The sequence below is a fragment of the Chenggangzhangella methanolivorans genome (assembly GCF_019797865.1).
Taxonomy (GTDB): Bacteria; Pseudomonadota; Alphaproteobacteria; order Rhizobiales; family Methylopilaceae; genus Methylopila; species Methylopila methanolivorans.
The window spans coordinates 4,234,551-4,247,200 of sequence record NZ_CP081869.1 but is presented as its reverse complement, the minus strand read 5'-3'; the positions used below and the strand labels follow the sequence as shown (position 1 = coordinate 4,247,200).

13 protein-coding genes and 1 pseudogene are annotated in these 12,650 nt (G+C 70.0%); 4 read left to right on the top strand and 10 right to left on the bottom strand.

Translation table 11 applies throughout. From position 1 onward, the window contains the following. Positions 1–81 precede the first annotated feature (81 nt). Positions 82–1,257, top strand: a complete 1,176-nt coding sequence (locus K6K41_RS22315; RefSeq protein WP_261402330.1) for an FAD-dependent oxidoreductase — start codon at positions 82–84, stop codon at positions 1,255–1,257. 3 nt (positions 1,258–1,260) lie between these two features. On the opposite strand, the gene K6K41_RS22310 is transcribed toward K6K41_RS22315, so the two are convergent. After that, a complete protein-coding gene (locus K6K41_RS22310) occupies positions 1,261–1,878 on the bottom strand; it encodes a DUF1345 domain-containing protein (RefSeq protein ID WP_261402329.1) in 618 nt (205 codons plus the stop codon). 83 nt (positions 1,879–1,961) lie between these two features. On the opposite strand from K6K41_RS22310, the gene K6K41_RS22305 reads away from it, so the two are divergent. The 3 genes from K6K41_RS22305 (at position 1,962) to K6K41_RS22295 (ending at position 4,978) form a co-directional block, all read left to right on the top strand. Further along, positions 1,962–3,029, top strand: coding sequence for a hypothetical protein (locus tag K6K41_RS22305; protein ID WP_261402328.1), 1,068 nt, complete (start codon positions 1,962–1,964; stop codon positions 3,027–3,029). Positions 3,030–3,133: 104 nt separating this feature from the next. Continuing rightward, the gene (locus K6K41_RS22300; RefSeq protein ID WP_261402327.1) at positions 3,134–3,634 is read left to right on the top strand and encodes a DUF1523 family protein; all 501 of its coding nucleotides are present in this window, start codon (positions 3,134–3,136) and stop codon (positions 3,632–3,634) included. 96 nt (positions 3,635–3,730) lie between these two features. Then, positions 3,731–4,978 (top strand): GGDEF domain-containing protein, encoded by a 1,248-nt coding sequence (locus tag K6K41_RS22295; RefSeq protein WP_261402326.1) that lies wholly within the window; start codon positions 3,731–3,733, stop codon positions 4,976–4,978. Positions 4,979–4,993: 15 nt separating this feature from the next. On the opposite strand, the gene K6K41_RS22290 is transcribed toward K6K41_RS22295, so the two are convergent. The 9 genes and pseudogenes from K6K41_RS22290 to K6K41_RS22250 all read right to left on the bottom strand — a co-directional run bounded on the left by K6K41_RS22290 (position 4,994) and on the right by K6K41_RS22250 (position 12,548). Then, positions 4,994–5,863 carry a translation factor GTPase family protein gene (locus tag K6K41_RS22290; RefSeq protein ID WP_261402325.1) on the bottom strand — a complete coding sequence of 290 codons (870 nt, stop codon included), beginning with the start codon at positions 5,861–5,863 and terminating at the stop codon, positions 4,994–4,996. A gap of 66 nt (positions 5,864–5,929) precedes the next feature. Further along, the gene (locus K6K41_RS22285) at positions 5,930–6,115 is read right to left on the bottom strand and encodes a hypothetical protein (RefSeq protein ID WP_261402324.1); all 186 of its coding nucleotides are present in this window, start codon (positions 6,113–6,115) and stop codon (positions 5,930–5,932) included. Between the two features lie 13 nt (positions 6,116–6,128). Continuing rightward, positions 6,129–7,493, bottom strand: coding sequence for a sigma-54-dependent transcriptional regulator FlbD (flbD, locus tag K6K41_RS22280; RefSeq protein WP_261402323.1), 1,365 nt, complete (start codon positions 7,491–7,493; stop codon positions 6,129–6,131). A 20-nt stretch (positions 7,494–7,513) separates the two neighbouring features. Then, entirely contained in the window at positions 7,514–7,867 is a 354-nt protein-coding gene (gene fliN / locus K6K41_RS22275) for a flagellar motor switch protein FliN (RefSeq protein ID WP_261402322.1), read from the bottom strand. Beyond that, complete coding sequence (locus tag K6K41_RS22270; protein WP_261402321.1) at positions 7,864–8,526, bottom strand: FliH/SctL family protein; 663 nt, start codon at positions 8,524–8,526, stop codon at positions 7,864–7,866. Before K6K41_RS22270 ends, fliN begins: the two co-directional genes overlap by 4 nt. Positions 8,527–8,562: 36 nt before the next feature. Then, entirely contained in the window at positions 8,563–9,588 is a 1,026-nt protein-coding gene (gene fliG, locus K6K41_RS22265) for a flagellar motor switch protein FliG (protein ID WP_261402320.1), read from the bottom strand. Positions 9,589–9,591: 3 nt separating this feature from the next. Continuing rightward, positions 9,592–11,261: pseudogene (fliF, locus tag K6K41_RS22260) on the bottom strand (flagellar basal-body MS-ring/collar protein FliF). Between the two features lie 167 nt (positions 11,262–11,428). Next, complete coding sequence (gene sciP, locus K6K41_RS22255; RefSeq protein WP_261402319.1) at positions 11,429–11,704, bottom strand: CtrA inhibitor SciP; 276 nt, start codon at positions 11,702–11,704, stop codon at positions 11,429–11,431. A 700-nt stretch (positions 11,705–12,404) separates the two neighbouring features. Then, positions 12,405–12,548 (bottom strand): hypothetical protein, encoded by a 144-nt coding sequence (locus K6K41_RS22250; protein ID WP_261402318.1) that lies wholly within the window; start codon positions 12,546–12,548, stop codon positions 12,405–12,407. Positions 12,549–12,650 lie beyond the last annotated feature (102 nt).

The window sequence follows — 12,650 nt, the reverse complement described above, 5'->3', positions numbered from 1 at the left end:
GGGCATGACGGGCGGCGGTCGTCGGCGCCTTGGCGCCCAGCCTTAGCGCCCAGCCTCGGCGCATATCGGAGGAAGCATCGCATGGCCCGTCTGGAGATCGCCGTGGCCGGGGCCGGGATCGGCGGCCTCGCGGCGGCGCTGTTTCTGGCGCGCGCAGGCCATCGCGTCGTCGTCGTCGAGCGTTTCGGCTCGCCGCGTCCGGTCGGGTCCGGCCTGATCGTGCAGCCGACCGGCTTTTCGGCGCTCGAGGCGCTCGGTCTCGGCGAGGCGGTCGCCGCCCATGGCCGTCCGATCCGCCGGCTGTTCGGCGAGGCCAGCGGCCGGACCGTGCTCGACGTGCGCTATCGCGCGCTCGGCCGCGAAGGGCTCGGCGTCCACCGCTCGGCGCTGTTCGGCGCGCTGCTGGACGCCGCCCAGCGGCAGGACGGCGTCACCTTCGAGACCGGTTTCGAGATCGACCGTCTGGAACGCGGCGCGGACGGCCGGCCGAGCCTTGTGGCGAAATCCGGCCGCGTTCTCGGGCCCTTCGACGCGGCGATCGACGCGGCCGGCTCGCGCTCGCCGCTCTCGGCGGGTTTTTCGGACCGTCGCCGCGCGCTCGCCTATGGCGCGCTCTGGAGCGACGTCGCTTGGCCCGGCGCGCCCTTCGACGAGACCGCGCTCGAACAGCGCTACGAGGCCGCCAGGCGCATGGTCGGGCTGCTGCCGATCGGCCGGCGGTTTGGCGAGGACGCGCCGCTGGCCGCCTTCTTCTGGAGCCTGAAGCCGGCGGCCTACGGGCAGTGGCGCGCGCGCGGCCTCGAAGCGTGGAAAGATGAGGTCGCGACGCTTTGGCCGGCGGCCGCGACGGCGATCGCGAACATCCAGCATCCCGACGAGCTGATTCTTGCGACCTACGGCCACCACACGCTCGCGCGGCCGTTCGGCGAGCGCTTCGCGGTGATCGGCGACGCGGCCCACTCGACGAGCCCGCAGCTCGGCCAGGGCGCAAATATGGCGCTGCTCGACGCCGAGGCGCTCGGACGCGCCTTCGCCGAGGCCCGCGACCCGACCGAGGCCGCGGCCGCCTATGCGGCGGCCCGGCGCGGGCATGTGCGGCTCTATCAGGCGTTCAGCCGGCTGTTCACGCCGGTCTACCAGTCCGACAGCCGGCTCCTGCCGCTGCTGCGCGACCGGCTCGCCGCCCCGCTGTCGCGATTGCCCGTGGTCGATCGGCTGCTCGCGCGGCTCGTCGCCGGCGAGGTCGGGCGCGGGTGACGATCAGTTCCCGCCGATCAGGCCGCCCGCGAGTCCGACGCTGATCGCGATAATCACCGTGTTGAAGATGAACGACACCACGCTGTGAACCAGCGTCAGCCTGCGCATCTCGCCGGACCGCGTGTCGACGTCCGAGGTCTGGAACGTCATGCCGATCGTGAACGAGTAGTAGGCGAAGTCGGAGAAGCGCGGCCGTTCTCCCGGGAAGTCGAGGCCGGGCGACTTCGGCCCGCCCGAGAAGCAGCGGTGCGCGTAATGGGCGGCGAACACCGTGTGGACGAGCGTCCAGGAGCAGAGGATCGTGAGCGCCGCAAGCGCCGCGGCGCCCTGCGAGGCCATGTCGAACACCGCCACACCGCTCGCGGCCGCCGCCGCGGTGAGCAGGAGCGTGATCGCCCAGCGGCCTTCGTCCTCCTGGCCCGACCACGCCACCATCTCGTCGGCCGAGGCCGGAAGCAGGGTCGCCCAGACATGCGCCGTATAGGAGATCGCGGCGGCGTCCCATCCCAACGCGAGCGCGTTCGGGGTTCCGGTCGCAAGCCGCGCGGCCACGCCCGCGGCCGTCCCGATCGCCGCGCAGATCACAAAGCGGAGAGCATGGCCTCGCAAGCCGTTCTTCATTTGGCTCCCGACGCCCCTGTCGAATACCACTTTGGGTGGCGAGACGGTCCGTGGGGGGCAGGCCGCCGACGGAGCGCGTCTCGATGGGTCCCGGCCGCCGACCGACGGCTTATCTCCATATCGGCCCGCATAAGACGGGCTCAACCTCGATCCAGCATTTCTGCCGAACGAACTACGAGCGCCTCGTCGAGCTGGGGCTCTACTTCCCGCTGCTCATCGGCGAGCATGGCAGGCCGGCCCGCAATCATCAGGACCTCGGGACGCGCCCGGAGATCCGCCGCAACGGCGACCTGAAGCCGGGCGCGATGCTCTGGAGCGAGATCGACGACATCGCCTGCAAGGCGGGCATGGACGTGCTGCTGTCGAGCGAGATGTTCTGCAACTCGTTCACGGTGCGCGAGATGTTCCCGCGCATCCTGACCTTCTTCGAGAAGCGCGGCTATCGCGTGGTGGTGATCGCCTATGTGCGCGACCAGCCGGCCTGGCTGAACTCCAAATACGTGCAGAGCCAGAAGCGGATGTCGCGCCTCATCTCCTTCGAGGCGTTCTGCGCCGAAGCGGCGGAGAGCGGCGGCGCGGATCCCGAGCGCTACCTCAGGCGGTTCGTCGACGAGCCGCGCTGCGAGCTCCAGGTCGTCTCCTTCGAGCAGGCGGCGAAGGCCGGGCTTGAACGCGACTTCATCCGACGCTGCGGGATTTCGGACGACGCCACGCTCGAGGACGTGCAGCTGCGCAATCCCAACGCCGGGGCGAAGTCCGTCTACGCCGCGCAAGAGATCATGCGGCGGGCGGGACCCAAGCTCATGAGCCTTAACGGGTTCGGTCCCGTCTACGCCGACTTCAAGCAGCGCTGCCAGCGCCTAGGCTACGACAGGACGCCCTATGTGGCGCTTGATCAGACGGCCTACGAGCGCATCCGCTCGCAATACGCCCCGACCAACGAACGCTTCGCGCGGGCCCGGTTCGGCCGAAGCTGGGCGGAGCTCTATCCGCCTAGGACCTACGCGCGCTCGATGTTCGAGCCCGCCAAAGCCTCAAAGCCCGAGCTCGACGAGCTCGAAGACCTGATCATGACCGCCGTCGACCGGCTGGCCCTTCTCGCCGACGCCAAAAAGGCGAAACGTCTGCGAAAAGCCGCGCTGGCGGACTAAGTCCTGTCCTCGCGCCGGCGGTTTTCGGTCGCGGAGCGTTTGGCGCGCGGGCGGCGAGATCCAATATCAGCCTCAAGCCCTCCCCGCTCGTCCGGAGAACCTCGTTGCGCGTCCTGCTTATCGTCGCCCTGCTCGTCCTCGCGCCGGTCGGCGCCTTCCTGCACTACGTGCTGCCGCGCCACGACGTGGTCCGGATCGTCAACACCGAGGTCCGCAGGGTCGACGCCAGCGGCAAGCCGGTGGGCGGCGGCGAGAACGTCGGGGCGAGCCGCGACGTGTTCTACATCTTCGCCGAAGACGTCGACGACAAAAGCCCGCGGGTCTACCGCAACGAGGACACCGGCTGGGGCTTTCCGCCCTACCTCAAGTTCAACTCCGCCGACGAGCAGGCGATCGCCTCCTCGATCGCGCAGGAGCGCGGCGTCGCGCTCGTCACGAAATACGGCTGGCGCGTCCACCTGTTCTCGTGGTTCCCGAACGCCACCAACGTCCGCCGCTGGGATCCCGCCGACGGCGTGACGCCCTATTTCAACATCGCGTTCTTCACAGGCCTCGGCGCGCTTTTCCTTTACGCTTTCATCCGCTTGCGCCGACGCGGCGTTTAATCTCGCGACGCGGCGTGATAATCTCGGCCGTCAGGGCCTGTTAGCCCCGGCGCGGCGCCCGCCAGGCGCCGCGGTTCTCGTCGAGATAATCTGCAAATGGCCGGCGTCGCGTTGCTTTCCGTTCAGGCGCTGGTCTATTTCGGCGTGATGTCCGCGCTGTTGCGCGCCCGCAAGACTTACGGCGTCGGCCTGTTCGTCTGCGCGCTCGGGGTGATGCACTTCCTCGAGACCTATCTGGCGGCGGTGTTCTTCATCGAGCTGCCGTTCGGCCTGCTGTCGCCGGGCTCCACGGTGCTGTTCTCCGGCAAGCTGATGATGTTCCTGCTGCTCTACATCCGCGAGGACGCGGAGACGGTGCGGCAGCCGATCTACGGCCTGCTGATCGGCAACATGCTGCTCGTCGTGCTCGCGCTGATCCTGCGGTTTCATTCCGACGTCGTGCAGATGCCGGGCTATGCGCCGGACCTCAAGTTCCTCGACCAGATCGGCACATTGATGGTCTGGGGCACGCTGCTCCTGTTCGTCGACTGCATCCTCTTGATCCTCATCTACGAACGGCTGTCGCGCGTGTTCGCGCGCAACGTCGTGGCGAGCGCCTTCATCGGGTCGGCGATCGTGCTCAGCTTCGACCAGCTCGCCTTCTTCCCCGTGCTGCACTGGGTCACGGGCACGCCCTTCGAGGCGCTGACCGGGGGCTGGGTGGCCAAGGTCGGGGCCGCGGCGCTCTACAGCCTGCTGATGGGCTTCTACCTCGTCGTGCTGGAGCCGGCCGCCGAGCCCCGACGGCCGCGCCCGATCCGGGACGTGTTCCAGGCGCTCACCTATCGCAGCCGCTACGAGGATCTGCTCGAGCGCGCCCACACCGACGAGCTCACCGGCGTAAAGAACCGCGCCGCGTTCGAGCAGCTGCGCCGGGACTGGCTGGAGCGGCCGGCGATCGACGCGCGCCCGGTCGCGGTCGCGATGGCGGACGTCGACCGTTTCAAGGAGATCAACGACGAGGGCGGCCACGACGCCGGCGACGCGGTGCTGCGCGCGCTCGGCCGGGCGCTCGAGGCGCATTTGCGCGACGGCGACCTCGTGTTCCGCTACGGCGGCGAGGAGTTCGCGCTTCTGCTGCGCGGCGTCGGACGCCAGGAGGCCGTCGACGTCGCCGAACGGCTGCGCCTCGCTGTCGCCGAGGACGTCGCCAAGGCCTGCGGCCGTCAGGTGACGATGAGCGTCGGCGTCGCGACGTCGAACTTCGGCGGCGGCGACCTCCGCGACCTGGTCGCCAAGGCCGACAAGCGCCTCTACGAAGCCAAGCGCCTCGGCCGCGACCGCGTGGTGGGCGAGACGGGTTAGATCAGATCTGAGGGCTCAGGCGCGCATCGCGGCCGCGGGCGCGAACGGGTCGTCGGAATCGTCGCTGACGACCTCGTCACGGGCGAACGTCATCTCGACGGCGCCGTGCCCCTTCGTGATGCTCCGAAGCGTGTTGGCGTAGCCGAACAGGTTGGGCAGCGGGACGACCGCCGTCACAATAGCCTCGTCGGCCTGTCGTTCGCCTCGGATCTCCTTGCCTCTTCGCGAGCGCAGATCCGCCATGACCGCGCCGACCGCCGGCGACGGGGCGACCACACGAACGCTCATGCAGGGTTCGAGAAGAACGGCGCCCGCCTTCGTGAGCGCTTCGCGTAGCCCATGGAGCGCCGCAAGGCGAAACGCATTCGCAGACGAGTCCGTCGCGTGCCAAGCGCCGTCGCGCAGGGTGGCGAGAACGCCAGCCACCGGAAAACCGGCCACGACTCCCGCGGCGAAAACTTCTGCGACAGCGCTTTCGACCGCGGCGACATGGTCCGGCGGCAGCGCGCCCTCGGACGCCTCGCTGACGAAGCAGCGGTCACCTCGTGTCGGCTCTAGAGATAGGACGACGCGGGCGAACGCGCCCTGCCCCCTTTTCGTGACGTCGACTGACGCGGGACGGAGAATAGTCTCGCGATAGGCGACGGCTGGAGCGCCGAAATGCACAGGGATTCCGGACGTCTCTCTCAGGTCGCGGACCAAGCGGTCCAGCGTCAGTTCATCCGGACCAGAGATCAGCGCTGCATAGCCGGTCTCGGCGTAGTTCACCACGATGCCTGGCGCTTCGGCCAAAGCCGCGAGCAGCCTTGCATAGTCGCGCGCGTCCACCGGCTCGATAGCGAGGTCGACGAGCGCGCGGGGATCGCGGCGCGGCATCTCGGTCATAGCTCAGTCCGGCTCACATGCCGCCGCGCCCCATGGCCCGGCAGGAAGGCGGACGGCAGCCTGCCCTCACCGCCGCGTCGGGTCGAGCTCCGGCACGGGGTAGCGCAGATCCTCGCTCGGGCGCAGCGACGCCCAGAGGCCCCAGCGGCTGCGCGCCGCCTCATGTCCCCCACCGGAGCGGGTCGCCAGATAGGCGCTCGCCTCGGCGATCGCCTTGGCGTAGTCGATCGCCGCCCCCGAGGCGTCGGTCATCGAACTCTCCCCTTCAGGCCGCCGCCACGCCCGCCTGCGGCGGCGGCACGGCGAAGCCCTCGTCGTCGTACTGGTTGAGCTTGTTCCTCAGCGTCCGGATCGAGATGCCGAGGATGTTGGCCGCATGCGTGCGGTTGCCGCGGGTGTGGCCGAGCGTGTCGAAGATCAGGTCGCGCTCGACGTCGGCGAGCGTGCGGCCGACGAAGGAGCGCGTCACCTCTTCTGCGGTCGCGGCCGCGCGGGCCGCGGGGCTGCGGGCGGCCTGAGGTTCGAGCGGCGCGCCGTCGGGCGTGCGGATCGCCTCGACGCCGATCTCGGGGCCGGCCGCGAGCAGCACGGCGCGGTGGATCGTGTTCTCGAGCTCGCGGACGTTGCCGGGAAAACGCGAGCGGGCGAGCTCGCCGCGGGCCTCCGCCGAGAGCGGGCGCACCGGGAAGCCGTTGATGCGGGCGTATTTGTTGGCGAAGTGGGCGGCGAGCGCGAGCACGTCGGCGGGCCGCTCGCGCAGCGGCGGGATCTTCAGGTTCACGACGTTGAGGCGATAGAGCAGGTCCTCGCGGAACGTGCCCTTCCTCACCTCGTCCGCGAGGTTGCGGTTCGAGGTCGCGATCACGCGGATGTCGACCGAAACCGGCTTTCCGCCGCCGACGCGGTCGATCACCCGCTCCTGCAGCGCGCGCAGCAGCTTGGCCTGAAGGCGCACGTCCATCTCGGAGATTTCGTCGAGCAGCAGCGTGCCGCCGCTCGCTTCCTCGAACTTGCCGATGCGCCGCGCCGTCGCGCCCGTGAACGCGCCCTTCTCATGGCCGAAGAGCTCGCTTTCGAGCAACTGCTCGGGGATCGCGGCGCAGTTCACCGACACGAACGGCGCGTTGGCGCGCGGGCTCTTCGTATGGACGTGGCGGGCCAGCATCTCCTTGCCCGAGCCGCTTTCGCCGGTGATGAGCACGGACGCCGAGGAGCCGGCGATCTGGGTCGACAGCTGCACCAGCGACACCATCGAGGGATCGCGGAACACCATGTCGCGGCCGTCGTCGGCGACAGCGGCGAGCACCGCGGCGATGAGCTCCGGGTCGGGCGGAAGCGGGATGTATTCTTTCGCGCCGGCGCGGATCGCCTCGACTGCGGCGCGGGCGTCGTTGTCGACGCCGCAGGCGACCACCGGAATGTGGAAGCGCTCGGCCTCGAGCGCGCCCACGAGATCGCGCACGGGGAGCGCGACGTCGATCATGATGAGGTCGGCGCCGCGGCCGGCGCGGAGCGTCCGCAGGGCCTGCTCGACGGTCTCGGCATGGACGACGGCGGCGCCGCGGTCCATGGCGATGCGGGTGGCGACGGTGAGCTGGCCCTTCAGATGGCCGACGATGGTGAGGCGCATTTTCTCGCTCCCCCTCTCGGTTAGGCCCTGTCGGGCTTGATGATTTCGGTCATGGTGACGCCGAGCCGCTCCTCGACGAGGACGACCTCGCCGCGCGCGACCAGCCGGTCGTTGACGTAGATGTCGATCGCCTCGCCGATCTTGCGGTCGAGCTCGATGATCGCGCCGGGCCGCAGCCGCATCAGCTGCTGCACCTCGAGCCGCGCGCGGCCGAGCACCGCCGAGACCGCGACAGGCACGTCGAACACCGCCTCGAGGTCGGAGGCCGCGCGCGGCTCGGTCGAGGGATCGCCGGGGCGGCGGCCGTCGACGAGGTCGAGGTCGTCGCCGCCCGAGCCAAGATCCGGCAGCGGGACGCTTTTGTCGGCGCTCATCGGTCGTCTCCTTCAGGCCCGTCCAATCCCTCGGGCCCAGACTCGTCCGGCGCCCCAAATCTCTGCTCGACCGCCCGGTCGATGGCGCGGGCGACCGCCGCGGCGTCGCGGATCACGCCGCCGTCCGCCCATTCGAGCCGTGCGTCGCCCTCGGCGACCTCGGGATCGCCAAGCACGATCAGGCGGCCCGCGAAGCCGCGCTGCTGGGCGGCTTCCGTCAAAGAGGCGCGCACGCCCTCGACGAAGTCGGGCGCGACGCGGGCGACGAGATGCGGGGCCTGGCGGATCTCAGCGAAGCAGGCCGCCGCCGCCTCGATCTCGGCGAGCGGGAACTGCGCGACCGCCGCGCCCGCGAGCTTGCGGGCGAAGGCGAGCGCCAGCACCGCGGCCTCGCGTTCGACGGTCAGGGCGCGCGCGTCGGCGTCGGCGAGCGCGACGGCGAGCTGCGCGCCGAGCGTCTCGATCGCGGCGTTGAGGCGGGCGGCGTCGGCCTCGCGCGCGGCGCGCCGGCCGTCGGCCTCGCCGCGGCGATAGCCCGAGGCCTCGGCCTCGGCGAGCGCGGCCTCATGGTCGGAGAGCGCGACGGTGGCGACTTGCGCCTTGATGACCTTCGGCGCGCCGAAGTCGGTGTCGAACAGGAAGCGTTGCGGCTGGCTCATGCGGCCCTCCGACGGCGCGCGGGCGCGAACGAAGCGTCAGTAGACAAGTTCGTCCTCCCCCTTGCTCTTGACGATCGAGATCTGGCCGGAGGCCGCGAGGTCCTTGGCGAGATTGACGAGGATCGACTGCGCCTCGTCGACGTCGCGCAGGCGCACCGGGCCCATGGCCTCGATGTCGTCGAGCAGCATCTTGGAGGCGCGGCTCGACATGTTGCCCATGAAGAAGTCGCGCATGGTCTGGCTCGCGCCTTTGAGCGCGACCGCGAGCTTGTCGCGCGGGGCGTCGCGCAGCAGCGTCTGGACGCCGGCCGAGTCGAGCTTGCCGAGGTCGTCGAAGGTGAACATCAGCTGCTTGATGCGGTCGGCGCTCTCCTTGGCCGCCTCTTCGAGCTTCGACAGGAAGCGCGCCTCGGTCTGACGGTCGAAGGAGTTGAAGATCTCCGCCATCTGCTCATGCGGATCCTGCTTCGACGACTGGGACAGACCCGACATGAACTCCGAACGCAGGGTCTGCTCGATCCGCTCGAGGATGTCCTTCTGCACCGACTCCATCGCGAGCATGCGGCGCACGACGTCGAGCGCGAAGTCGTCGGGGAAGATCGCGAGCACGCGCGCGGCCTGCTCGGCGCGCAGGCGCGACAGCACCACCGCGACGGTCTGCGGATATTCGTTCTTGAGATAGCTCGCGAGCACCTGCTCCTGCACGTTGGAGAGCTTCTCCCACATGGTGCGGCCGGCCGGCCCCCGGATCTCCTCCATGATCTGGTTGACGCGCTCCTTGGGCAGAAGCTGCGTGAGCAGACGCTCGGTCGAGTCGACGTTGCCGACAAGCCCGCTCGTGCTCGACATCGAGCCGACGAAGTTGACCAGCAGGTCCTCGACCACGCCCGGATCGACCGGGCCGAGCGTCGACATCGCGGCCGAAAGCTCGCGCACTTCGAGCTCGTCGAGCTGGGCCCACAGCGGCGCGCCATGGGTCTCGCCGAGCGCCAGCATGATGGCGGCGGCGCGCTCCATGCCGGTCAGCGTCCGGTTGCTCGGCGTGGCGGGAAGCGGCGCCATCGGTTACGCGGGCTCCTGCATCATGCGGCGGATGAGATTGGCGCTCGAGGCGGGATCGCCGCGCACCATCTCGCCGATCTTCTCGATCGACTCGGCCTTGCTGCGGCCCGCGGCCTCGGCGGCGGCCAGACGCCGGCTCACGCCGTCGTCGCCGACGAAGCCGAGCTGCGCCGCGCCGCCCTGGCCGGCGTCGATCTGGCCCGGAGCGCCCGGCTGCGCCGCCCCGCCAGCGGCGGCGACCGCCGCGCCCGGGACGCCGGCGGCCTGCGCCACCGGGAGAGACGCCGAGGCGCCTTCGCCGAGCGTCTTCCTGACGAGCGGGCGAACCACCACGAGCAGGACGAGGAGCGTCAGCAGAGCGAGGACGCCGAGCTCGACGGCGCGCATGATGTCGGCGCGGGTGAAGTCGAACCAGCTCTCGGCGCCGGCGTCGCCTGCGCTCTGGCCCGGAATGTCGGCGAAGCGCAGGTTGACGATCTCGACCGTGTCGCCGCGCCCCTGGTCGAAGCCGACGCCCGCGCGCACCAGCGCGCCGATTCGGTCGAGCTCCTCCTCGGCGCGGGGCGCGTAGGACACGTCGCCGTTCGGGGCGCGGATGTAGACGCCGTCGACCAGCACCGCCACCGAGAGGCGCTTCACGCGGCCGCCGTCCTGGGTCTCGGTGGGTGGTGCGCGAGATTTCGTAGTTCACCACCTCCTCGTTCTTGTTGGAGGCTTCCTTGCCGGCCTGGGCGGCGGCGTTCTGGGCGGCCGCGTTCGGGATCTGGTTGGCGGCGGTGACCTGCTGGTCGGCCGGCTGGGTCGACTGCTGGCTCTCCTCGCGGGTCTGGGTCGAGCGCGCGACCTTGCTCTCGGGATCGAAGGTGTCGGAGGTCTGGGTCGACTTGGTGCGGTCGATCTCGGCGCGCACTTCGACCCGGGCGCGATCGGCCCCGACCACGCGGCCGACGATCGCCTCGACGCGGTCGCGCAGGCGCTTCTCGAGCGCGGCGCCGCGCTCGTCGGCGGTCGCGTCAGCCGCGTCCTCGCCCTCCGCGCCGTCGGCGAGCAGGCGTCCGCCCTCGTCGACGAGCGAGACCTTCTCGGGCTTGAGGCCCTGCACCGCGGAGGCGACGAGATGCCGGATGGCGCGCACCTCGCCCTGGCCGAGGTCGCCGCGGGCGCGGATCACGATCGAGGCGGAGGGCTGGGGCGCGTCGCGGGTGAAGAGCGGGCGCTCGGGAATGACGAGATGCACGCGCGCCGAAGCCACGCGGTCGAGCGCCTTGATGGAGCGGGCGATCTCGCCTTCGAGCGCGCGCAGGTGGTTGACGTTCTGCACGAAGCTCGTGGCCGAGAAGCCGTCGCCCTTGTCGAAGATCTCCCAGCCGACGCCGCCGCCGGCCGGCAGGCTGCTCGGCCAGACGCATGCGAAGCTTGGCGACGTCGTCCTTGGGCACGAGGATGCCGGCGCCGTCGCCCTTCAGCTCGTAGGGAACGTTTTGGCTCTCGAGCTCCTTCACGACCGCGGCCGCGTCCTGCGGCGACAGGTCGGTGAAGAGCGGCACCATCGTGGGCGCGGTGAAGCGGATGATGACGAACGCGAAGAAGCCGATGAGCGCGAGCGTGACGACGCCCATCGCCGCGACGCGGCCGGCGCCGAAGGACTTGAGGAACTGACCCAGAGCGTTCACCGGCAAACCCCCGAAGCGGCGCCGGACCGAACCATCGGCGCCACCCGGCAAGAATTGCCCGGCGCATGGTAAACGGGTCGTTAACCGGCCCGTCGACGGGGCCCTAAAACGACCGCGCCGGCCACGAGGGCCGGCGCGAAACATCGTTAATACGACTTGCGATGACTTTAGGCGCGATACTGCTGGATGCGCGTCGTCCGAAGTCCGGCAAGTCCGTGGCGGTCGATCGAAGCCTGCCAAGACAGGAACTCCTCGACGGTCAGCGTGTAGCGCTGGCACGCCTCTTCCAGGCTGAGAAGCCCGCCGCGCACGGCGGCCACGACCTCAGCCTTGCGCCGTATGACCCAGCGCTTCGTGTCGCAGGGCGGCAAATCCGCAATCGTCAGCGGACTGCCGTCGGGGCCGATCACGTATTTGGTTCGTCCGCGAGGCATTTCGCTCATAGATACTCTCACACGCGACTGACCCGTTCGTGCAGACATTAGGCTCCGTCATTTAACATTTGACTAAGCGAACGCGGGGATTTCGAGGCTTTTTCAAAGGTTAAAGACCAGTAATTCAAATACTAACGAATTCTTTTCCTTAACGATTTGTCTAACCTTGGTCGATCGGCAAAATTTTCCCGCGCCCGGCAAAAACGCCCCCACGGGCCAGCGCGCATAACGTTGATATCATTGGCCTTTTTCGGACGGAGCGCTGGCACGGCGCTTGCTGATCTGCATGTGAAACCGTTCATTCGCATGGACCAGATGACCGTCGCAGCCGCCCTCGTCTTCCCGACCTCGCCTGTCGCCGCGCCCGTCGCGCAGCCGGCCGCAGCCGTCGGGTCGGACGGAAATTCGCGCAGTTCGTTTCGGAAACCTCGGGCGCGGCCGATCAGCAGGCCGCGGGTCTCACGGCCGAACGCAAGCGCAAGGCCGCGGCGGAGGCCTCCGCCGCCTTGGCGCAGCCGGTCGCCGCCCTGCTCGCCCCCTCCCCCGCGGCGCCGGCGATCGCCGCGACGCAGGCCGACGCCGCCCCGGCCGGCTCGGCGCCGATCGCAGCGACGGGCGCGACGCCGGCCTCCGGATCCGCGGCGCCTTCCGGCCCCGCGCAGGCGCTCGCCTTCGCGTCCGTCCCGACGACGGCCTCAGGATTGAAGGATCAGGCCGGGCTCGCGGCGATCGCCGCGGGGCTCGCCGGCCAGGCCCCGGCCGTCGAAGACGCTGGATCGACGCCCGCCCAGCAACCGGCCTCCCAGCCGGCGGCGCCCGCATTGGCGGAAGGCGTCATGTCGATTTCGGCCAAGACCGGGCTCGCCGCCGACGCGCCCGCGACGAGCCAGCCCGGGCGGCGGATGCGGCGGCGTCCGCCACGGCCTCCTCTGAAATCCTCTCGGCGCGCCGCGCG

Bases quoted from the DNA above. Each gene is read 5' to 3' on its own strand.
- K6K41_RS22295 (WP_261402326.1), top strand. From the start codon at position 3,731: ATGGCCGGCGTCGCGTTGCTTTCCGTTCAGGCGCTGGTCTATTTCGGC.
- K6K41_RS22310 (WP_261402329.1), bottom strand. From the start codon at position 1,878: ATGAAGAACGGCTTGCGAGGCCATGCTCTCCGCTTTGTGATCTGCGCG.
- fliN (WP_261402322.1), bottom strand. From the start codon at position 7,867: ATGAGCGCCGACAAAAGCGTCCCGCTGCCGGATCTTGGCTCGGGCGGC.
- K6K41_RS22315 (WP_261402330.1), top strand. From the start codon at position 82: ATGGCCCGTCTGGAGATCGCCGTGGCCGGGGCCGGGATCGGCGGCCTC.
- K6K41_RS22270 (WP_261402321.1), bottom strand. From the start codon at position 8,526: ATGAGCCAGCCGCAACGCTTCCTGTTCGACACCGACTTCGGCGCGCCG.
- K6K41_RS22285 (WP_261402324.1), bottom strand. From the start codon at position 6,115: ATGACCGACGCCTCGGGGGCGGCGATCGACTACGCCAAGGCGATCGCC.
- flbD (WP_261402323.1), bottom strand. From the start codon at position 7,493: ATGCGCCTCACCATCGTCGGCCATCTGAAGGGCCAGCTCACCGTCGCC.
- K6K41_RS22305 (WP_261402328.1), top strand. From the start codon at position 1,962: ATGGGTCCCGGCCGCCGACCGACGGCTTATCTCCATATCGGCCCGCAT.
- K6K41_RS22290 (WP_261402325.1), bottom strand. From the start codon at position 5,863: ATGACCGAGATGCCGCGCCGCGATCCCCGCGCGCTCGTCGACCTCGCT.
- sciP (WP_261402319.1), bottom strand. From the start codon at position 11,704: ATGAGCGAAATGCCTCGCGGACGAACCAAATACGTGATCGGCCCCGAC.
- fliG (WP_261402320.1), bottom strand. From the start codon at position 9,588: ATGGCGCCGCTTCCCGCCACGCCGAGCAACCGGACGCTGACCGGCATG.